The sequence below is a fragment of the Vibrio sp. 1069 genome (assembly GCF_033340555.1).
In genome coordinates, this window is sequence record NZ_JAWOWP010000001.1 from 331,542 (window position 1) to 353,349 (window position 21,808).

Consider the following 21,808-nt stretch of genomic DNA (forward strand, 5'->3'; position numbering starts at 1 on the left):
CTCTTTCATCCTTACTTGAGCTTCTTCAGTTCTTCGTTGAGCATTGGCAAATCTAGCCCTTGCTCTGCTGCACATTGTTTAGCTATATCGTATCCCGCATCAGCATGACGCATCACGCCTGTTGCTGGGTCGTTATGCAGCACGCGGGCAATACGTTGTGAGGCATCTTCACTGCCGTCACAGCAGATAACCATACCTGAGTGTTGCGAGAAGCCCATACCTACGCCACCACCGTGGTGCAGTGAAACCCAAGTTGCGCCGCCCGCCGTGTTGAGTAGCGCGTTTAATAATGGCCAGTCTGATACGGCGTCAGAACCGTCCATCATACCTTCGGTTTCACGGTTCGGGCTTGCTACAGAGCCAGAATCTAAGTGATCTCGACCAATGACAACGGGCGCTTTAAGTTCGCCATTTTTCACCATTTCGTTGAATGCTTGACCAAGACGCTCACGATCTTTAAGACCAACCCAGCAAATACGCGCAGGTAAACCTTGGAACTGGATGCGTTCGCGAGCCATATCTAGCCAGTTATGTAAGTGCGGATTATCTGGAATTAGCTCTTTTACTTTTTGGTCGGTTTTATAAATGTCCTCAGGATCGCCAGAGAGAGCAGCCCAACGGAAAGGACCGATACCTTCACAGAATAGAGGACGAATGTAGGCTGGAACGAAGCCAGGAAAATCGAATGCGTTTTCTACGCCTTCTTCCAAGGCCATCTGGCGGATGTTGTTACCGTAGTCGAGTGTTGCGGCGCCGCGATTTTGCAGCTCTAACATCGCTTGAACTTGCACAGCCATGGATTTTTTCGCTGCTTTTACGACCATTGCTTCATCTTGCAAACGCATTTCTGCTGCGTGAGACATGCTCCAGCCTTGTGGTAAATAGCCATTGAGCGGGTCGTGTGCAGACGTTTGGTCTGTTACGACATCAGGCGTGATATTACGTTCTACCAGCTCAGAGAAAACGTCTGCTGCATTACCTAGTAGACCAACCGATACTGGTGTGTCTGACTCTTTAATGATAGCTAGCGCTTCATCTAAAGAAGTCGCTTTCTTATCGACATAGCCTGTACGCAGGCGGTAATCGATACGTGATTCATCACACTCTACTGCAATCATGGAGAAGCCCGCCATTGTACCAGCGAGAGGTTGAGCACCACCCATGCCACCAAGACCACCTGTTAGAATCCAACGGCCCTTTGCTTCACCGTCAAAGTGTTTTTTTGCAACAGATACGAACGTTTCGTATGTGCCTTGTACGATACCTTGCGAGCCAATGTATATCCAGCTGCCAGCGGTCATTTGGCCGTACATCATCAAGCCTTGTTTATCTAGCTCGTTGAAGTGTTCCCAGTTTGCCCAATGCGGAACAAGGTTTGAGTTTGCGATAAGCACGCGTGGGGCATTTTTATGAGTAGGGAAAACACCAACAGGCTTGCCTGATTGAACTAAAAGCGTTTGGTCATCTTCGAGTCTTTCAAGTACTTCAACAATCTTGTCGTAACATTCCCAGTTTCGCGCTGCTCGGCCAATGCCGCCATATACAACCAGTGAATGTGGATGTTCTGCAACATCAGGATCAAGGTTGTTCATCAGCATACGAAGAGGGGCTTCGGTTAGCCAAGATTTTGCGCGCAGTTTATCTCCGTGAGGTGCACGAATTGTTCTGCTTGTATCAAGTCGTGGATCTTGTCCCTGGCGCTGTGTCATTTCAGACTCCTTTAGTTTCTCGTGATGACCAAGTACTTGCTTGGTCGTAATAATCAGTGGCATCTGGGATGCATTATGGTTTGTGCTGTTTTTCCGCCATCGCGTTGGCGATATCCCAACACAAACGGGCAGCTAATCGTGCTGTTTGACTATCGACGTCATAATTTGGGTTGTATTCGGCGATATCAGCCAGCATTAACTTATTTTTGTAATGAAGAATTCGATCTAAAAAGGGGGCAATTGTGTCGTAACTCACTCCCCGAGCTGCTGGTGCGCTGACTCCAGGTGCGGTTGCAGCAGGGAATACATCCAGATCAATAGTCAAATAGAGGTAGTCACAGTCGTCAATAAAATGCTGAAGCTGAGTTAAGTGATAACTGTGGTTTAAGTAGCAGAGCTGATTGTCCTCTACATACCAAACATTTAACGCATCTGCTTTTTCAAATAGCGCTTTAGTGTTGCTACTGCGGCTTACACCAATACAAGCGTAATGAAAGTCCCAATCGTTACGTTGACAAAAATGGTGAATTTGGTTGAAGGGTGTACCAGAGCTCGGTCTTATGTCGGCGAGGTTACTCTCGAATGCGCGCAAATCGAAATGCGCATCGAAATTGATAATGCCGATTTTAGGCTTCTTCTCTGGATGGTGCGCTTTAAAATATTCCGCTAAGCCGGAAAACGAGGCCCACGCAATCTCATGCCCACCACCCAGCACGATGACTGGCGTATGGGGCAGTGCGCTTGAAATGGTTGCTGCACATAGAGCTTGGCTCTCTTCCAGTAAGTCGTCTTCACACACCACAGTACCTAAGTCATATAGTGGGGCGTCTTGGTGCCATGCTAAATTAGCGAGTGCTCGTCGGATTAAGTCTGGCGCTTTTTTCGCGCCAATGCGTCCTTTGTTTCTCGCAACGCCAGCGTCGGTAGCAAAACCGAGTAATGAGACGCCATGCGCAACGGCACTCAACTCATCTGCTTTTTGGCGTTGAACAACGTGATGAATTCGCTGACCAAGCTTGCCGTCCTCGGCATCATGACGGCCTTGCCAATGAAATAGGGGAGAGTGTAGGTCGAATTGAGACATATTATTGGCCTCCGTGTGAAATGTATTCACCATTTACTATACGACCTACCAGACGTTTTGCTCCGACTTGATAGCTTAAATCCGCAGGGCTTTCGATATCCCAGATAGAGAAGTCCGCATCAAACCCTACTTTGATTTCGCCACGTGAGTTTTGATAACCCAGAGCTTTGGCTGCATGTTGCGTTACACCACGCAGTGCTTCTTGCGGTGTAAGGCGAAATAGCGTGCACGCCATATTCAGCATGAGTGTGAGATCAGAAAATGGTGATGTACCTGGGTTGACGTCCGTAGCAATTGCCATCGGCACGTTATGCTCTCTCAACAACTCAATCGGTGGTAACTGAGTTTCTCTTAGAAAATAAAAAGCGCCAGGCAATAGAGTGGCGACGGTGTTTGATCGAGCAAGTGCTTTAACACCTTGCTCATCTAAAAACTCGATGTGATCCGCTGACAGACCGTTGTATTGCGCAGTGAGGGCTGTACCACCGAGATTAGAAAGTTGCTCAGTATGCCCTTTAACCTTTAAGCCGTGGCGTTTTGCAGCTACAAACACTTTTTCTGTTTGTTCAAGATTGAAACCAATCGATTCACAAAAAACATCGACACTCGTAGCTAATTCTTCCTTTGCGACAACAGGGATTATGTCCTGACAAATGTGCTCAATATAATCATCTGCACGACCTTGGAACTCTGGCGGAATGGCGTGAGCGGCGAGAAGTGTAGTCGTGATTTTAACTTTGCGCTCTTGTTCAAGCATTTTGGCTGCACGGAGCATTTTTACTTCATCATTCAGTGTCAATCCGTAGCCTGATTTCACTTCGACAGAAGTGACGCCGCTCGCGAGTAGCCCGTCTAAACGTGGCAACGCTAACTCAACTAACTGCGCTTCGGTTGCTGAACGCGTCGCATGCACCGTTGAAAGTATCCCACCGCCTTGTTTGGAAATTTCTTGATATGGCACGCCGCTTAAGCGCATTTCAAATTCGTTGGCACGATTGCCCGCGTAAATAAGATGAGTGTGGCAGTCGATCAAACCTGGCAGAACTAACTTGCCTTGAAGGTCGATACTCTGAGCGTAATGTTGGGCAGACAGCAGAGACTCGGTTTGCGGTTCGTCTTCACCAATTGCACAGGTGCTGATCGCAACGATTTTTCCAGATTGAATGCCAATACGAGCAGGAGACGTTGGCAGATAACCGCGCTCTCCCGACTGCATGGTGACCAGACGTGCGTTTTCAATCAGCAAATCCATGTTTGTGTCCCTGTGTTTATTTGTATCATTAAATGTATATACAAATAAATAGAGCAAAATAAGAACACTGACAAGATTGATGTTGCTAAAATGTGATCAAAACGTAGATCTAGAGGACCAATCTTGCCCTTAAATGAGCACTTTTGAGCTCAGCTTATATTTGTTACCAGGGTGATAAAGTAGGGCGGTACTGACTAACTTATCTTGGCTCCACGTTCTGCGATTCAAGAGAAGGCAAGGCTCATTGGCTTGCATTTTTAAGTCTTGCTTAATACGGCTTTCAGGCACAATTGCCTCTACAGTATGTTCTATCGCGCTGAGTGGGCAATTATCTGACAGGTATTGATTTGGAGTGATTTGTGTGAAGTCTTGATTTAAATAACTCGGGGCATATTGGCTATTCACCCAGCGGAGCTCCAATTGAATCGGCGTTTGGTCTTCATAGTGAATAATTTCACTGTAAAACACTGTCGTGCCTAGCATAACGCCGAGTTTTATCGCAATGTTGTCATCTGCTTTTATGGCAATCTGTTTGAGCACTTTACTGCCATACTTTCGCCCTCTATCGCTGACTTCTTCGGCAATGTTTCGAATGTCTAGCAGGGGAGATTCTGACTTTTCACCAGGATCACACACGAACGTGCCTAAGCGTGGGCGACGTTGTAATCGGCCCTCATTTACTAAATCCCGAATTGCTTTGTTCACTGTCATTCTACTGACACCAAATTGCTCGGTAAGCTCAATCTCGGTGGCGATGCGATGACCAACTACCCACTCTCCAGCATCAATTTTATCCAGGATAAATTGTTTAATTTGAATGTAGAGTGGTGCAGACATAATGATTTCCCTTTATTTGACTATACAAATACTGCTTAATTTAGGTACAAATTGCAAACATTTCTCGACGAATGTACCGCTTAGTGACCGAACAATCCTATTGCAGAGCTGAATGACTCTTGCTGTTGAGCATTATTTGGATTGATGATTGAATTCAAACATTTTCTTGTGGTCTATTGCTTGCACAGCAGAAAACAATTGTGTAAACAAACGATTATTAGAAGAAAAGTCGTTAAAAAAGGAAAAGTATGTTTAAAAAATTGAAAGCATCACTGGGGATCGGCTCTGCAAAAGTAGATACCATTTTGGACGAAATGAGCGTGTTTCAAGGAGCGACGCTGAAAGGGCATGTTCATGTCAAAGGCGGAGACGTCGAACAACAAATTGATGCTATTACGATTAAATTGAACACGGAAATGAAAGTCGAAGTGGATGATAGCGTAAGTTATCAAACCTTCACTATCGATCAATTGAAAGCAGTTGACCCTTTTGTGATTCAACCTAATGAAGAAAAGCAGGTTCCGTTTGAGCTAAAACTGCATGACGAAACACCAATTACTGCGGTTAGCGCACTTAAGAATCAATGTCATGTTTGGGTCGAGACGACGTTAGATATTGATTTTGCAATTGATCCGCGTGACCGTGACTATATTGAAGTGAAACCACTACCAGTAGCATCTCGGGTTATTCAAGCGATCGAGCAAGCTGGCTTCACTATGGTTAAAGCCGATGTTGAAAAAGGCTTTTTGCGCGGTGGCTCGTTTGCCTCTCGCTCTGGTATTTATCAAGAGCTAGAGTTCCGTAACAGCGGCTTTATCTCATCAAAAGAAATTGAGCTCTCTTTTATTCTGGAAGGGCAGGTCATGCATTGTTTGGCAGAGATTGACCGTTCGCTCAGCTTGGCTGGTGACCAATATCGCTCGTTTACGTTGCCGATCAATGCAACCGATGCTCAAGTCGCAGCCGCAGTTGCACCAACGCTAAATCTATAGCTCTCATCACCTTGATGAAAATATGTACCGATATCCTATTGTGAAAGCGATATCGGTACTGTTATCCATGTTTCTTGCGTTCTCTACGGCTAAAAACTCAAGCGCTGAATTTTCCATTAGATATCGATAGCCCAATACCAGTTCATTAGAGGCATCAGCAAACTCTGTGGGTCCTTCTGTTGACCCTTGATACCAATGATATTCCAACATCAGGTGATGGTTATCTTCTAAGGCATAACGGTACCCACCCGCAATGGCAATCGTATTATGTCGATAGGGCAGATCGAGCAAGGCACGGTCATCCGAGCGAAAAGTCATGCCAATCATCGAATAAAATGCATGAGCATCACTTAAGTAGCTGTAGTTTAATTGGAAGCCTTGCTCGAAACTGCTACCTTGAAAAGTGCCGTGAGCCACATCGTTAAAATACAAACTGCCGCCAATCGATAGGCCGTGATGTTCATTTTGGAACACTTGATACTGTAAGTAAGTAGATAGGTTATTGGCCAGTGTTTGTCCTTCGAAATCATCTTCAAGCACATCATATTGCGGCATTGAAATGTAAAAACGATCTCTGTCTACTTTATCCCGCCCATTTTGTCCGATACCGAAAAGTTTATGGAAGCTTTTCGTCAGTCCATCTAAATGGTTGTCAGCGGCAAAGACCCATCGATAGTTGAGCTCCAACTGCCAACGGTTGCTGACTTGCCATTTGCTGCCTAATTCGATTTGATTGTGGTAATAATCCAGTGCGTATTCATCAGTATGAGCCCAAACACTTGCCACGGTTCCTGAACCATAGGCTTCGACAAAACCATAGGGCAGACTATGTCCTGAACGCAGTATGTTGGTGTGACTAACCACTTGCATTGGGGATTGTGCGTAAGAACGCAGCGGGCCATATAAGTCATTTGATGCGAAGGCTTGCAAAGAACATATCGAGGTGCTTAGAAGCACCATAAAGCGCGATTTGAAATAGACCATGATGAATACCTACATACAAACTACTCTATAAAACAACTATATACCTAAATCGCACGTTGAGCTCTCGCCCAGCGTGTTAGGCTTTGTATCGGTTCACACGTAATAGGGGATATTGTAATTTGTTGTGTAAGTTCATTGAGGGGCAATTCCATTCATCAGCTATGCGGTCTCTTAAAAAAGCATGATCAGATTGTCGTGACGGGTCTGCGGTTAAGTTCTTATGACAAAACAAAATCGCGCTTTGCATTCTAAATGTGAGCTAGGTACAATCCCATTTTCGATAACGGTCCGGTATTCGTGTTACCGAGAGGCCTTTATTGACTCTCAACTATTTTCAACAAATAGCTTCTAATTTGAATAACATGTGTTGCTTGGTGTGCAACACCACTGTAAAGGACATAGCATGCCTATTATTACTCTTCCTGACGGCAGTCAGCGTCAATTTGACAACCCAGTTTCTACTATGGAAGTTGCGCAATCGATCGGTCCTGGTCTTGCAAAAGCAACTATCGCTGGTCGTGTAAACGGTAACCGCGTTGATGCGTGTGATCTAATTGAAGAAGACGCAAGCCTTGAAATCATCACAGTTAAAGATGAAGTAGACGGTCTAGAAATCGTTCGTCACTCTTGTGCTCACCTTCTTGGTCACGCTCTTAAGCAGCTTTACCCTCAAGCTAAAATGGCGATCGGTCCAACCATCGACAATGGCTTCTACTACGATATCGACTTAGACGAATCTCTAACGCAAGAAGATCTTGAAAAGATTGAAAAGCGTATGAAAGAGCTAGCGAAAACCAAGTACGAAGTGGTTAAGAAAAAAGTAAGCTGGCAGGAAGCGCGTGATACGTTTGAATCACGTGGCGAACCATACAAAGTGGAAATCCTAGACGAAAACGTATCTCGTGATGATCGTCCAGGCCTTTACCACCATGAAGAATACATCGACATGTGTCGTGGTCCTCACGTTCCTAACATGAGCTTCTGTCAACACTTCACTTTGCTGAATGTTGCAGGTGCTTACTGGCGTGGTAACAGCGACAACAAAATGCTTCAACGTATCTACGGTACGGCTTTCCACGACAAGAAAGCACTGAAAGCGCACCTAACTCGCCTAGAAGAAGCGGCGAAGCGTGATCACCGTAAGATTGGTAAGCAACTCGACCTATTCCACATGCAGCAAGAAGCACCGGGTATGGTGTTCTGGCATCACAATGGTTGGTCTATCTTCCGTGATCTAGAAGTATTCATCCGCGCTAAGCTAGATGAGTACGGTTACCAAGAAGTGAAAGGTCCACTTATGATGGACCGTGTTCTTTGGGAACGCTCTGGGCACTGGGACAAATACGCTGATGCAATGTTCACAACTTCTTCTGAGAACCGTGAATACGCGATTAAGCCAATGAACTGTCCAGGTCACGTACAGATCTTCAACCAAGGTCTAAAATCGTACCGCGACTTACCGCTACGTATGGCTGAGTTTGGCTCATGTCACCGTAACGAACCATCTGGTGCACTACACGGTATTATGCGTGTACGTGGCTTTACTCAGGATGACGCTCACATTTTCTGTACTGAGAGCCAAATTCAAGAAGAAGTAACAAACTGTATCAAGATGGTGTACGATACGTACCAAACATTTGGTTTCGACAACATCGTAGTGAAACTGTCTACTCGTCCAGAGAAACGTGTAGGTTCAGATGAAATCTGGGATCAATCTGAAGAAGCATTGAAGCAGTCTCTTGAATCGATGGATATTCCATACGAAATTCAAGAAGGCGAGGGTGCGTTCTACGGTCCTAAGATTGAATTCACACTATACGATTGTCTAGACCGTGCGTGGCAGTGTGGTACTGTCCAGCTAGACTTCAACCTACCAGGTCGCTTAGGTGCAACTTATGTAGGTGAAAACAATGAACGTCTTGTACCGGTAATGATTCACCGTGCGATTCTAGGTTCACTAGAGCGCTTCATCGGTATCCTTATCGAAGAATATGCTGGTTTCTTCCCAACTTGGTTGGCGCCAGAACAAGCAGTTCTTATGAACATTACTGATAAACAGTCAGGTTATGTTCAAGAAATAGTACAAAAACTACAAAAAAGTGGAATTAGAGCTAAAGCGGACTTGAGAAATGAGAAGATTGGCTTTAAAATCCGCGAACATACTTTGAAGCGTGTACCGTATATGCTTGTTGTTGGTGACCAAGAAATGGAAGCTGGCGAAATTGCAGTGCGTACTCGTAAAGGTAAAGATCTTGGTAAATTTAAAGTGGATGATTTTATTGCATACATCCAAGACGAGATCTCTAGCCGTAAGCTCAATCTGGAGGAATAAGCTATTAAAGGCGGAAGACGTGGCCAACAGCCGGTAAAACAAAACCCGCACCGTATCAACGGTGAAATTCGTGGTATTCGTGAAGTTCGACTAACAGGCGCTGACGGTGAATCAGTTGGTGTTGTATCGATTCAAGAAGCCATTGCAGCTGCTGAAGAAGCTGGTATGGATCTCGTTGAGATCAGTCCTAACGCCGAGCCACCTGTTTGTCGTGTGATGGACTATGGTAAGTTCCTCTTCGAGAAGAGCAAAACTGCTAAAGAGCAGAAGAAGAAGCAAAAGCAGGTCCAGATCAAGGAAGTAAAATTCCGTCCTGGAACTGATATTGGAGACTATCAGGTAAAACTACGCAACCTGACGCGTTTCCTTGAAGAAGGCAACAAAGTGAAAGTAACAATTCGCTTCCGTGGCCGAGAGATGGCACACCAAGACATCGGTGTTGACGTTCTAAATCGTCTTAAGGAAGATACTGCAGAAATTGCTGTAGTTGAATCTTTCCCTAAGAAGATTGAAGGTCGCCAGATGATCATGGTGCTAGCCCCTAAAAAGAAGTAATTAACGGCTCATCAAGTAATTAAAACCTAGCCGCTTTCCTTTCGATAAAGGCATAACGGCTAGGTTTTGTTCGCCCTAATTACGTTGTTTATTAAACCTACTCAATGCGGAGTTATTCATCATGCCTAAGATGAAAACCAACAAAGGTGCTGCTAAGCGTTTTAAGAAAACTGCTGGTGGTATTAAGTACAAGCACGCTACAAAACGTCACATCCTGACTAAGCGTACTACTAAGAACAAGCGTCAACTACGTCCGAATGCAATCCTTCCAAAATGTGAAGTGGCTGCAGTAATCCGTATGTTGCCATACGCTTAATTCTTTTTAGTTATCAATCGTTTAGTTTAGGAGAAGCATAATGCCTCGCGTAAAACGTGGTGTACAAGCTCGTGCACGTCATAAGAAAGTTCTAAAACAAGCTAAAGGTTACTACGGTGCGCGTTCACGTGTTTACCGCGTAGCTTTCCAAGCAGTTACTAAAGCTGGTCAATACGCTTACCGTGACCGTCGCGCTAAGAAACGTCAATTCCGTCAACTATGGATTGCACGTATCAATGCGGCATCTCGTCAAAATGGTCTATCTTACAGCCGTTTCATCAATGGTCTTAAGAAAGCATCTATCGAGATCGACCGTAAGATCCTTGCGGACATCGCAGTATTCGACAAAGCTGCATTTGCAGTTCTAGTTGAAAAAGCGAAAGCTGCTCTTTAATTAGCAGTTTAGGATTAAGAGAAGGAGAGCATTAGCTCTCCTTTTTTATTGCTAAAATTTATACCCAAATGACTTTTAGCTTGGCTATTTAGAGTATTGTTTATCAGTCTTCTCAATTTATTGGTTAGCATCTTATGTTAGTTATAAGGTAGCTTGGGTATAAATTTTTACGTTTATAAGGGATTAAAAATGATCTACACAACGACCGAAAGCATTCCTGGCAAGCAGATCTCTGAAATCAGAGGGGTTGTAACTGGTAATGTTGTTCAATCAAAGCATATTGGCCGTGACCTCATGGCGGGTATCAAGAGCATTGTTGGCGGCGAAATTCGTGGTTACACGGAAATGATGACCGACGCGCGTGATATTGCTATACAGCGCATGGTGGCGGACGCTGAATCTAAAGGTGCCGATGCAATTGTAGGGATTCGATTTACCACAAGCTCAATCGTAGATGGTTCTTCGGAAATTTTGGCATTTGGTACTGCAGTGAAACTAGCGGACTAGTCTACTTGAATAGCATTGCAAAAATGCTAATAGAGAGCGGTGAATTATTATGCATTTACCGTTCTGTTCCTTTTAGGTTAATTATTCTAGATTTTTGTAGAGAGAATAGGTTTATATTCTCAACTTTACGTTACTATTAAAATTAATCACGATGATTTAGAGTAATTGCTTCACTTTTATTTTGCATATTATTTTATATCTATAATGAAATTGAATTCATATTGAATTTTTCATTTGTTGTGTGAATTCTCTTTTCAGTATATTAATTCATGTTTTTCTTATAAAAATATGAACTTATACCTTGCCAAGCGGTTCTAAATTGTTACAAATACTATACAGCTGTAACATTGCCAAAAGGAATTGTAGATGAGAGATCTGACTCCCGAATACTTGCTAGCCGCATTACGCCAAGCGATTAAAACAAAAGGGCTAACATATCGAGAGCTATCTGAGAAAATGGGTATGCCACTATCTACCTTTAAGAGACATCTTACAAGCACGAATCTCGCTTTAGATAAGTTGCTGGAATATTGTAGAGCGGTTGATTGCACGTTAGATGAACTACAAAAGCTCGCAAATCAATTGCAAGGTGAAGACGAGGATTACTTTAGTCGCACACAGGATGAAGTATTCTTTCAATTCCCTCACCTTTACGACTTTTATCGTGAATTGAGAATGTTACGAGGTAAAGACGGCTATTCTATTTTAAAGAAAAAGTATGACTTGTCTGAGCAGAGCATGTCCGATTACTTAAAAGCATTAGAGTTGTTGGATCTCGTTTACGTTGATGAAGATAAAAATATAACGCTGCACGGACCTTTATATTATAGCTATGCAGAGAACTCCAAGCTCAACGACAAATATACCGAAATCATAAAAGAGCAGACGACTACCCACGATAAGTGTGTTCGCGTTGCTTTGGCGCGTATGAAAATTACCGAAGAACAGCTTTTGTTACTGGAAGATCAAGTCGCAAAGACCGTCATCGATTTTCATTCCAAAAATGTTGTAGCAGAGAACTTTAATGTCTCTGATTTTACTAATATTGTTCTACTTGCTGGGCCACATCAGCCAGTCACATTCTCTGACGGCATTATTGAGACAGAGGGGCGATTTATTGATGATATTCGTTATGCCATCGCATCTGCAGGTGATAAGCCAAGCCTATCTATATAGATTTTGAGCCTTTTTTGAAGAGAGTTTCTGAAAGGGCGTTGCAAAAGAAAAAGCCTAAGACAGCAAATACTTTGTAAGTAGGGCATTCAGCGGTGTTTGCTCTTAATTCAGACTTAAAGTGTTTTGGGCTTATTTCGAATAATACCTGTTCAGCATCTACTTTCGTTATTTTTAACATGCTGATTTCCTTCGTTGTTCCTCCCAAAGCCTCTCTCGCTTCCTCTACAAAGAAACCATTCTCGTTGAACCAAGCATCCTGTAGCTACTTGGGTATGCATAATTGGTAGCTATTTATCTTCTAATTATAAATTCATACTTGAAATGTTTGTTTTTTGATCTATTATGACGAAGTGTCATTTATGACGGTTCGTCAACTTTAGTTGCGTTCCTGTATTAAAGAATCGTGTTACAATTATTGGGAGTGTGTTGGTATACGGATCAAAGGATTATGTTTAACTTTCGCTGTAAAAAATATAGCAAGCAAGACGGATGTCGTGTGTCTTCAGGGCTAACAAAAAAGCAACAGGCGATTGCTGATCGTGAGATAGAGCTTATTCAATTGGCTAAGTCTTTAGTTCAAGAGCAAGGCTTTGCCAACTTAACGATGGACAAGCTTACAGCGTCAAGCCCTTATTCTAAAGGGACGATCTACAATCATTTTTGCAGCAAAGAAGATGTGATTCTTGCGCTTTGTATTCATTCGCTGAAAAGCGAAGCAATATTTTTCGAACGTACCGCCAAATTTAATGGCAATACCAGAGAAAAAATCATTGCGATGCATGTAGGTTATCGTATTTACGCTCGTATGGAGCCAGTACTATCAACCTGTGCGATTGTTGCAAAGACGCCTTGGGTTCTAGAGAAGGCTTCGCCTAAACGTGTGAATGAACTGAATAACTTGGAAGAACAAGTAATAGATGGTGCTGATGCGCTAGTGAACAATGCGGTAGAATGTGGTGATCTTAAGTTTTCTCCCGCAATTGGTTCAGATGCTATTGTATTCGCCAACTGGTCTATTGCCTTCGGTTCAAACGCTTTGGCGCAAAATGCATCGAACAGTCGATGTATTCAGCGAATTCAAGACCCATTCTCAGTACTGCACAACGCGAATATGTTACTTGATGGTTTAGGTTGGTCGCCTTTATCTACAGAATGGGACTACCGTAAAACCTGGCGTCGAGTGGAGCAGGAGTTATTTAGTGAAGAGCTTGCTTATTTAGAGTCAGTGAATCGCTAATAAACTGGAAAGGCCAATCTGACGTTATGGTTGGCTTTTTTATCGCACTATTGTGACGAATCGTCATTAAATCTCGAAGGTTGGCGTTCAGCCAATGATCACGAGAAGCATAGGAAGTTACTAAAAACTAACTTATGTAGCCAAATTCATTCGATCTAAAGTTTGCATGTCGAGTTTGTCTGGTTATTTACAGCATTTGCTGTTTTTTTAGTTTTTAAATTTGACGAAACGTCACAAAAGGAGAGTGTGATGCCACATCACAACGTTCAACAATACGCCCGTTCAGGGTGGGGTAAGCTACCAACGAATTACAGTGTATTGGTGATGCTTGCTACCGTTTTATTGATTGTCATAGCAACCATTGGAGGAAAAAATCTTTACTTTAGAGGAGATTACGACATCTTCTTTGATGGAACAAATGAGCAGTTACTTGCGTTTGATGAAATTCAAACCACCTTTGCAAAATCTGACAGTCTTGCTTTGGTTATAGCGCCAAAGAGCGGCACTGTTTTTACTCCTAGCACATTATCTCTTATTCAGCAGATCACTGACGAGGCGTGGCAAGTTCCATACTCGACCCGCGTTGATTCCCTCGCCAACTACCAGCATACCGAAGCGTTTGAAGATGATCTTCTTGTCGAAGATTTACTGTATAGCGAATATGAATTGACACCTCAACGAGTAGAGAAAGTCAAAAGTATTGCGTTGAGTGAGCCGGTTTTGAAAAGTTCACTGATTTCTGAAAAAGGAGATGTCACGGTCGTAAACATTACGGTCCAACTCCCTGAAATAGATAAAACTGCTGAAGTACAAGAGGTGGTTGCTTACATAAACGGAATGATTGAGCGTTATCAGCAAGTGTACCCAGACACGGAATTCCATAAGGCTGGTATTATTGCAATGAACTACGCGTTTATGACCGCAGCCCAAGATGATAGCGCAACATTAGTGCCTACTATGTTACTAGTGATATTGGTGTTTCTGACCATCATGTTGCGCTCATTGCTTAGCGTCATCGCGACACTCATCGTTATTATCGGCTCGGTTATGGTTACAATGGGCTTGTCAGGATGGGCTGGTATGTTCTTAAGCACGGCGACCGTTAATGTGCCTACCTTGGTGATGACGCTTGCCGTCGCAGACTGTGTACACATCATCGCGACAATGCGTCAGTCTATGCAAAACGGCTTTAGTAAAGCCCACTCTATTGAGCGAAGTATTGCGCTCAATTTCATGCCTATCTTGATTACCTCCATTACCACCGCGATCGGCTTTTTAATGATGAATATGTCGGATTCTCCAATCCTGAGAGATTTCGGCAACCTATCAGCCCTTGGCGTCATGGTTGCTTGTTTCCTTTCCATCACGTTACTTCCCTCCTTGCTTAATATCCTTCCGGTTACGGTGAAGTCGGATACTTCTGATGAAAGAAAGCACTTTATGGATCATTTAGGAGATTTCGTGGTGTCAAAGCGACATGCGTTATTGCCGTTGTCGGTGCTTGTTATTGTCGCGAGTGCGAGCTTGATTCCGCTGAACAAAGTCAATGATGAATCCGTCGAGTACTTTGGCCATAGCAATGAATTTCGCCGAGCGGCTGATTTTATGGAAGAGCGAATCAGTGGCATGGCGAACATCAGTATCGCGATAAAAACCAACGAATCGCAGGGCATTGCCGATCCTAATTTTCTCAATTCCGTGGGTAAATTTACTGACTGGCTAAGGTTGCAGTCAGAAACGGACCATGTTGCGACCTTGAGCGATGTTTATAAGCGCCTAAACAAGAACATGCATGGAGATGATCAGGCTTATTACTCGCTCCCTCAAGACAGAGAATTAGCGGCTCAATATCTGCTGCTTTATGAAATGTCACTACCGTATGGTTTAGATTTGAACAACCAAATCAATGTAGATAAGTCGTCGATCAAGATGGTTCTCACCGTGGAGAACTTGGGCAGCGTCGAGCTTGTTGATTTGGAAAATCGCATTTACCAATGGTTTAACGAAAACGCGCCTCAATATGATGTTGTTGCGTCTAGTCCTTCACTGATGTTTGCGCATATTGGTGAAACGAATATGGCCAGCATGCTGTCAACCTTGCCCATTACTCTTGTCTTAATCTCTGCATTACTGATCTTTGCCTTGCGTTCGTTCAAGCTTGGCTTAATTAGTCTTGTCCCGAATATTGCTCCTGCGCTTATTGGTTTTGGTATTTGGGCGCTGGTTTCTGGCGAGATTAACTTGGGATTGTCTGTCGTTGTGACATTAACGCTTGGTGTTGTTGTCGATGACGCCGTTCACTTTCTTTCTAAATATCAACACGCTCGTAAAGATGGCCACAGTGCGGAGCAAGCGGTTCGCTACGCCTTTCGTACCGTGGGGCGCGCACTCTGGATTACGACGGTCGTGCTTGTTGCTGGTTTCTCTGTTCTGGCGATGTCGAGCTTCCGTTTAAATGCCGATATGGGACAGCTGAGTGCCATTGTCATCTTTATTGCCCTTGTTGTGGATTTCATCTTCCTACCGACTCTACTGATGTTGTTTGACAAAGGCGTTTACGACGAGGTGGAGCGCCGAAATAAGCTTAAATCAACTGACTCTCAAACCAAGACTGTTACTCAGTCATAACGAATTAAAGGATCGAACATGAATTTAGTAAAAAATGCCTTAAAAGTATCAGTACTTTCTGTCTCGCTTATTATGAGTCATGCGGTGTTGGCGGATGAAGCCAAAGGACTAGAAATTGCCCAAGAGCGCAAAGCCCGTGATGAAGGGTGGGGGGATTCTGTTGCTACGATGCAAATGATTCTGCGAAACGCGCAAGGAGAAAGCAGCACACGTTTAATGCGCTTACAATCACTCGAAGTTGATGGCGATGGTGACAAAGGGCTCACGATATTTGATGAACCGAGAGATGTAAAAGGCTCGGCGTTTCTTAACCATTCTCATACGGTGGGTGCCGATGACCAATGGCTTTACCTTCCTGCACTGAAACGTGTGAAACGTATTTCCTCGCGTAACAAATCAGGCCCTTTTATGGGCAGTGAATTCGCGTATGAGGATCTCAGTTCCTTTGAGATTGAAAAATACCGTTTCAACTACCTAAAAGATGACAGCATAAACGGGCAAGATGTTTTCGTCGTAGAGCAAATTCCGACCGATAAGAACTCAGGTTATACCAAGCAAACGGTGTGGTTAGATAAAGCGCATTATCGTCCACTTAAAGTTGAGTTTTACGACCGCAAAGGCTCTTTGTTAAAAACGCTTTCTTTTTCCGATTACAAGCAATATCTCAACCAATATTGGCGAGCGCACACTATGGTGATGACAAACCATCAAACAGGAAAAAGTACTGAGCTAACGACTAGCGAAATGCGTTTTAACACTGGATTACAAGACAATGACTTTCATAAGAATGTGTTGAAGCGAGTGAGGTAGTGGAGGAAAAATGAAGCGATTAAATGTTGGGTTGTTGCTTAGTGCAGCAGCCTTTTTTTACTCGATGCCTCTGACTGCCGTCGAGCTTGCAGGACAAGTCAATATTGAGCATCGTCAGTTTTTTAAAACGGGCTCTCAGGGTCAGAGCAAAGCGCAAACGTCATTGGTTTTGCAGCCAGAATTTTACTGGGAGATGCAAAATGGTGATGCAAACTTTACTTTCACACCTTTCTATCGTCTGGATGGTCTAGACGATGAGCGAAGTCATGGTGACATACGAGAGGCACTTTATCTGACTTATTGGGATGATTATGAGCTTCGAGTTGGGATTAGTAAGGTCTTTTGGGGAGTGACTGAATCAGCCCATTTAGTTGATGTAGTAAACCAAACAGATACCATTGAAGCCGTCGATGGTGAAGATAAACTCGGTCAGCCGATGTTACATTTTACCTCTTTCAAAGACTGGGGCGCCGTCCACGCAATGTTGTTACCTTACTTTAGGGAACGAACGTTTGCGGGTACAGATGGCCGCTTGCGAACCGACCCCGTTGTCTCTGATGATGCTATCTATGAATCAAGCAGAGAAGAGAAGCACGTAGATGTGGCTTTTCGATATTCGAAAATGCTTGGCGATTGGGACGTAGGCCTGAGCTATTTATATGGAACAAACCGGGATCCTTACTTTCGTTTTGAGTACGGAGAATTAAAGCCTTACTACGCTCTGATGAGTCATGTCGGTCTGGATGTGCAAGGAATTGTTGGCGATTGGTTATGGAAACTAGAAAGTGTTTATCGAGATAGCGCTGATAATCATGTCGGTCTTGTGACGGGTTTTGAGTATACCTTCGTCGGTGCATTTGACACGGTTTGGGATGTGGGAGTTATTGGTGAGTACCTCTATGACAGTCGTGGGAACAACGCACAAACTATCGGTCAAAATGATGTGTTTGCAGGTATTCGTTGGGCGCTCAATGATGAGGACGGAACGGAAGTATTGACGGGAATTACGAAGGATTTAGATAACGATGATGTTTACAATGCTAAGTTAGAAGCATCGAGCCGAATATCGAATCACGTTAAGTGGCAAATTGATGCTTGGTTGTTTAAAAATGAAACACCAAATGATTTGCTCTACTTCGCTAGAGATGACGATTTTATCGAGCTATCTATTCAATACTATTTCTAAAAAAAAAGGGCACAACTAAACGGCAGTTCAACTAAAGATGACATTTTTGACGTTTTTGTGCTCTTTTTATTCAATAACCTCTTCTTTTCGTAATTCAATTTGGCATTGGTGCCCGGTTTGGCTACTATGTACAGCTATCAAAAAACCAATCACTCCCTTATGGACACTACCTACAGGTAGATGAGGAAACGATGCAACATCTAGAAGAGATCATTGCTAGCGCGAGCACTGCAATTGAAGCTGCCGAATCGCTAGTCGCACTTGATGAAGTGCGTGTTCAGTATCTGGGTAAAAAAGGTGAGCTAACTGCTCAACTTCAAAGCCTAGGCAAACTACCACCAGAAGAACGCCGTGAAGCTGGTCAAGAGATCAATAAAGCGAAAGGCGTAGTTCAGCAAGCTATCGCAGCTCGTAAAGATGCACTACAACGTGCTGAGCTTGAAGCAAAACTAGCAGCAGAAACAATCGACGTAACACTACCAGGTCGTCGTATTGAAAACGGTGGTTTACACCCAGTAACTCGTACTGTAGAGCGTATTGAGAAGTTCTTTGGCGAACTTGGTTTTAACACCGAGGCTGGACCAGAGATCGAAGATGCATTTCACAACTTCGATGCGCTAAACATCGCAGCTGATCACCCAGCGCGTACTGACCACGATACTTTCTTCTTCAACCCAGACTTGATGCTTCGTACTCATACGTCAGGCGTACAGATCCGTACGATGGAAAATGGTAAACCACCATTCCGTTTCATCGCACCAGGCCGTGTATACCGTAACGACTACGACCAAACTCACACGCCAATGTTCCACCAAGTGGAAGGCATGCTGGTTGATGAGAACGTAAACTTTGCTCAGCTGAAAGGCATCCTGCACGATTTCCTATGTAACTTCTTCGAAGAAGAAGTAGAAGTACGTTTCCGTCCATCTTACTTCCCATTCACTGAGCCTTCAGCTGAAGTAGACGTGAAAGGCAAAAACGGTAAATGGTTAGAAGTACTAGGCTGCGGTATGGTTCACCCGAACGTGCTACGTAGCGTAGGTATCGATCCTGAAAAATACTCTGGTTTCGCATTCGGTATGGGTGTTGAGCGTCTAACAATGCTTCGTTACGGCGTGAACGACCTACGTGCGTTCTTCGAGAACGATCTTCGTTTCCTAAAACAGTTCAAGTAATCCAGAGGGTTCATCAACATGAAATTCAGCGAATCATGGCTTCGTGAGTGGGTAACCCCTGCGGTTACTACTGACGAGCTAACTCACCAAATTACAATGGCCGGTCTAGAGGTAGACGACGTTCTTCCTGTTGCAGGTTCTTTTACTGGCGTTAAAGTCGGTCACGTTGTTGAATGTGGTCAACACCCAGATGCAGACAAACTGCGCGTAACTAAAGTTGACGTGGGTGAAGAAGAGCTTCTAGACATTGTTTGTGGCGCACCTAACTGTCGCCAAGGTCTGAAAGTAGCAGTAGCAACAGTTGGTGCTGTTCTTCCAGGTGATTTCAAAATCAAAAAAGCGAAACTACGTGGCCAGCCATCTCACGGCATGCTTTGTTCATTCACTGAACTAGGTATCGACGTTGAGTCAGACGGTATCATGGAACTAGCAGAAGACGCAGTAGTCGGTACCGATTTCCGTGAATTCCTAGGTCTAGACGACGTAACAGTAGACGTAGACCTAACGGCAAACCGCGCTGACTGTTTCAGCATTCGTGGTCTAGCTCGTGAAGTTGGCGTACTAAACCGTGCTGACGTGACAGAGCCATTAGTAGAAGCAGTTGCCCCTTCAATCGACGATAAAGTGTCTATCGAAGTGAAAGCTCCTGCTGCGTGTCCTCGTTACCTAGGTCGTGTTATTAAGAACGTAAACGTTCAAGCTGAAACACCACTATGGATGCAAGAGAAACTGCGTCGTTGTGGTATTCGCTCTATCGACCCTGTAGTAGACATCACTAACTACGTTCTTCTAGAGCAAGGCCAACCAATGCACGCATTCGATCTAGCGAAGATCGAAGGTGGCATCGTAGTTCGTATGGCTGAGCAAGGTGAGAAGCTAACGCTTCTTGACGGCAACGAAGCAGAACTAAACGCAGATACACTAGTAGTTGCTGACCACAACAAAGCACTTGCAATCGCAGGTATCTTTGGTGGTGAAGAGTCTGGTGTAACAACTGAGACTAAAGACGTTCTACTAGAGTGTGCATTCTTTGCACCTGACCACATCCGTGGCCGCGCACGTAGCTACGGTCTTCACACTGATTCTTCAATGCGTTTCGAGCGTGGTGTGGATTACGCACTACAAGTGAGCGCAATGGAGCGTGCAACACAGCTTCTTGTTGAAATTTGTGGTGGTGAAGTAGCACCTGTTGTAGCTGTAGAATCTGAAGCAGACCTACCTAAGCCAAACAAAGTTGCACTACGTCGCACGAAACTAGACAACCTACTAGGTCACCACATCGCTGATGCTGATGTAGTAGAAATCCTAGAGCGCCTAGGTTTGACTGTTGAAGCTTCAGAAGAAGGTTGGGTGGCAGTAGCGCCAACATGGCGTTTCGATATCGCTATCGAGCAAGATCTGATTGAAGAAGTTGGCCGTATCTACGGTTACGACAACATTCCTAACCAAAACCCAGCAGCAGCACTTAAGATGCACAACCACGTTGAAGCGGATCTTCCACTGAAACGCGTTCGTGATCTTCTTGTTGACCGTGGTTACCACGAAGCAATCACATACAGCTTCGTTGAGCCTGAGCAGCAAAAGCTAGTTGTACCTGGTGTTGAGCCTCTAGTACTTCCAAACCCAATTTCTGCAGACATGTCAGCAATGCGTCTTGGTCTTATCCAAGGTCTGCTGAACACGGTTGTTCACAACCAGAAGCGTCAACAGCCACGCGTTCGTCTATTCGAATACGGCCTACGTTTCATCCCATGTGAATCTGCAGAAAACGGCATGCGCCAAGAGCCTATGCTAGCGGGTGTTATCGCTGGTACTCGCGGTGAAGAACATTGGGATATCGAAACTAACACGGTTGATTTCTTCGACCTTAAAGGCGATCTAGAAGCGATTCTAGAGCTATCTGCGAACGAAAAAGCGTACTCTTTCGCTGCACTGTCACCTGAAAGCAAAAAAGCTAACCCAGCACTTCACCCAGGTCAATCTGCGGCAATCATCGTAGATGGCAAAGAAGTGGGCGTGATCGGTACCGTTCACCCTGAGCTTGAGCGTAAGTTCGGTCTAAATGGTCGTACTATCGTATTCGAAATCGAATGGTCTGCAATTAACAGCAAAGTGATCCCAGAAGCGGTAGCACTTTCTAAATTCCCTTCAAACCGTCGTGATATCGCGGTAGTAGTGGATGAAGCTGTTGCATCTGGTGACATTGTTAACGCTTGTCTAGAGCAAGGTGGCGAGTTCCTTAAAGATGCAAAACTGTTCGACGTTTACGTAGGTAAAGGCGTTGAAGAAGGTAAGAAGAGCCTAGCAATCGCTCTGACTCTACAGTCACTTGAGCGTACGCTTGAAGATGCAGATATCGCTGGTGCGGTTGACGCTATCGTTGCTCACGTTTCTGAGAAGTTTGGTGCGTCTCTACGTGACTAATCTCGCGTAACGTATCTTCTTAAGAAATGAAAACCCTGCCAGTTTGGCAGGGTTTTTTTATTTTTAGGATTACCTTATCGTTGTTCAAGTTCCTTACTGCTCGCACCACCCCTCATTATTTTAAAATACTAGACCAAACTAGGGATGGCCCTTACCCGAGATTAGGAACGTATTGTTTTTCAGCTAATACACGCTAACGATAGCTTATTG

At 44.2% G+C, this 21,808-nt stretch carries 19 protein-coding genes; 13 read left to right on the forward strand and 6 right to left on the reverse strand.

The window, feature by feature from the left end; all coding sequences use genetic code 11:
- Positions 1–11: 11 nt before the first annotated feature.
- The 4 genes from hutU to hutC all read right to left on the reverse strand — a co-directional run bounded on the left by hutU (position 12) and on the right by hutC (position 4,882).
- Positions 12–1,709 carry a urocanate hydratase gene (hutU, locus tag R7040_RS01450; protein WP_054578031.1) on the reverse strand — a complete coding sequence of 566 codons (1,698 nt, stop codon included), beginning with the start codon at positions 1,707–1,709 and terminating at the stop codon, positions 12–14.
- A gap of 73 nt (positions 1,710–1,782) precedes the next feature.
- Positions 1,783–2,793, reverse strand: a complete 1,011-nt coding sequence (gene hutG, locus R7040_RS01455) for a formimidoylglutamase (RefSeq protein WP_033905138.1) — start codon at positions 2,791–2,793, stop codon at positions 1,783–1,785.
- A gap of 1 nt (position 2,794) precedes the next feature.
- Positions 2,795–4,045 carry an imidazolonepropionase gene (gene hutI / locus R7040_RS01460; protein WP_053306946.1) on the reverse strand — a complete coding sequence of 417 codons (1,251 nt, stop codon included), beginning with the start codon at positions 4,043–4,045 and terminating at the stop codon, positions 2,795–2,797.
- A 129-nt stretch (positions 4,046–4,174) separates the two neighbouring features.
- On the reverse strand, positions 4,175–4,882 hold the full coding sequence (hutC, locus tag R7040_RS01465; protein WP_042521962.1) for a histidine utilization repressor: 708 nt from the start codon (positions 4,880–4,882) through the stop codon (positions 4,175–4,177).
- Between the two features lie 248 nt (positions 4,883–5,130).
- On the opposite strand from hutC, the gene R7040_RS01470 reads away from it, so the two are divergent.
- The gene (locus R7040_RS01470) at positions 5,131–5,874 is read left to right on the forward strand and encodes a sporulation protein (protein WP_042521960.1); all 744 of its coding nucleotides are present in this window, start codon (positions 5,131–5,133) and stop codon (positions 5,872–5,874) included.
- A gap of 6 nt (positions 5,875–5,880) precedes the next feature.
- On the opposite strand, the gene R7040_RS01475 is transcribed toward R7040_RS01470, so the two are convergent.
- Positions 5,881–6,858 (reverse strand): DUF3187 family protein, encoded by a 978-nt coding sequence (locus R7040_RS01475; RefSeq protein ID WP_053303168.1) that lies wholly within the window; start codon positions 6,856–6,858, stop codon positions 5,881–5,883.
- Positions 6,859–7,261: 403 nt separating this feature from the next.
- Between R7040_RS01475 and thrS the strand changes: the two genes are divergently transcribed.
- The 6 genes from thrS to R7040_RS01505 all read left to right on the forward strand — a co-directional run bounded on the left by thrS (position 7,262) and on the right by R7040_RS01505 (position 12,138).
- Positions 7,262–9,190, forward strand: coding sequence for a threonine--tRNA ligase (gene thrS / locus R7040_RS01480; protein ID WP_005395892.1), 1,929 nt, complete (start codon positions 7,262–7,264; stop codon positions 9,188–9,190).
- A 3-nt stretch (positions 9,191–9,193) separates the two neighbouring features.
- The gene (gene infC / locus R7040_RS01485; RefSeq protein WP_080276913.1) at positions 9,194–9,745 is read left to right on the forward strand and encodes a translation initiation factor IF-3; all 552 of its coding nucleotides are present in this window, start codon (positions 9,194–9,196) and stop codon (positions 9,743–9,745) included.
- Between the two features lie 121 nt (positions 9,746–9,866).
- Complete coding sequence (gene rpmI / locus R7040_RS01490; RefSeq protein WP_005377932.1) at positions 9,867–10,061, forward strand: 50S ribosomal protein L35; 195 nt, start codon at positions 9,867–9,869, stop codon at positions 10,059–10,061.
- Between the two features lie 40 nt (positions 10,062–10,101).
- Positions 10,102–10,455 carry a 50S ribosomal protein L20 gene (rplT, locus tag R7040_RS01495; protein ID WP_004727974.1) on the forward strand — a complete coding sequence of 118 codons (354 nt, stop codon included), beginning with the start codon at positions 10,102–10,104 and terminating at the stop codon, positions 10,453–10,455.
- Between the two features lie 189 nt (positions 10,456–10,644).
- Complete coding sequence (locus tag R7040_RS01500) at positions 10,645–10,962, forward strand: heavy metal-binding domain-containing protein (RefSeq protein WP_005377919.1); 318 nt, start codon at positions 10,645–10,647, stop codon at positions 10,960–10,962.
- A 366-nt stretch (positions 10,963–11,328) separates the two neighbouring features.
- Entirely contained in the window at positions 11,329–12,138 is an 810-nt protein-coding gene (locus tag R7040_RS01505; protein WP_005377917.1) for a helix-turn-helix domain-containing protein, read from the forward strand.
- On the opposite strand, the gene R7040_RS01510 is transcribed toward R7040_RS01505, so the two are convergent.
- Positions 12,131–12,316, reverse strand: a complete 186-nt coding sequence (locus R7040_RS01510) for a hypothetical protein (RefSeq protein WP_005377915.1) — start codon at positions 12,314–12,316, stop codon at positions 12,131–12,133. The two genes, R7040_RS01505 and R7040_RS01510, sit on opposite strands and share 8 nt — an antisense overlap.
- 270 nt (positions 12,317–12,586) lie before the next feature.
- On the opposite strand from R7040_RS01510, the gene R7040_RS01515 reads away from it, so the two are divergent.
- The 6 genes from R7040_RS01515 to pheT all read left to right on the forward strand — a co-directional run bounded on the left by R7040_RS01515 (position 12,587) and on the right by pheT (position 21,598).
- Positions 12,587–13,375, forward strand: a complete 789-nt coding sequence (locus tag R7040_RS01515; RefSeq protein ID WP_005377913.1) for a TetR/AcrR family transcriptional regulator — start codon at positions 12,587–12,589, stop codon at positions 13,373–13,375.
- Positions 13,376–13,624: 249 nt separating this feature from the next.
- Positions 13,625–16,003, forward strand: a complete 2,379-nt coding sequence (locus R7040_RS01520; RefSeq protein ID WP_054574058.1) for an efflux RND transporter permease subunit — start codon at positions 13,625–13,627, stop codon at positions 16,001–16,003.
- Positions 16,004–16,021: 18 nt separating this feature from the next.
- Positions 16,022–16,813, forward strand: coding sequence for an outer membrane lipoprotein-sorting protein (locus R7040_RS01525; protein WP_053306943.1), 792 nt, complete (start codon positions 16,022–16,024; stop codon positions 16,811–16,813).
- 10 nt (positions 16,814–16,823) lie between these two features.
- Positions 16,824–17,999: a hypothetical protein gene (locus tag R7040_RS01530; RefSeq protein WP_395240844.1), complete on the forward strand. Its 1,176-nt coding sequence runs from the start codon at positions 16,824–16,826 to the stop codon at positions 17,997–17,999.
- A gap of 191 nt (positions 18,000–18,190) precedes the next feature.
- Positions 18,191–19,174 (forward strand): phenylalanine--tRNA ligase subunit alpha, encoded by a 984-nt coding sequence (gene pheS / locus R7040_RS01535; protein WP_005385470.1) that lies wholly within the window; start codon positions 18,191–18,193, stop codon positions 19,172–19,174.
- Between the two features lie 18 nt (positions 19,175–19,192).
- The gene (pheT, locus tag R7040_RS01540) at positions 19,193–21,598 is read left to right on the forward strand and encodes a phenylalanine--tRNA ligase subunit beta (protein WP_085569564.1); all 2,406 of its coding nucleotides are present in this window, start codon (positions 19,193–19,195) and stop codon (positions 21,596–21,598) included.
- The last annotated feature ends 210 nt before the right edge of the window (positions 21,599–21,808 follow it).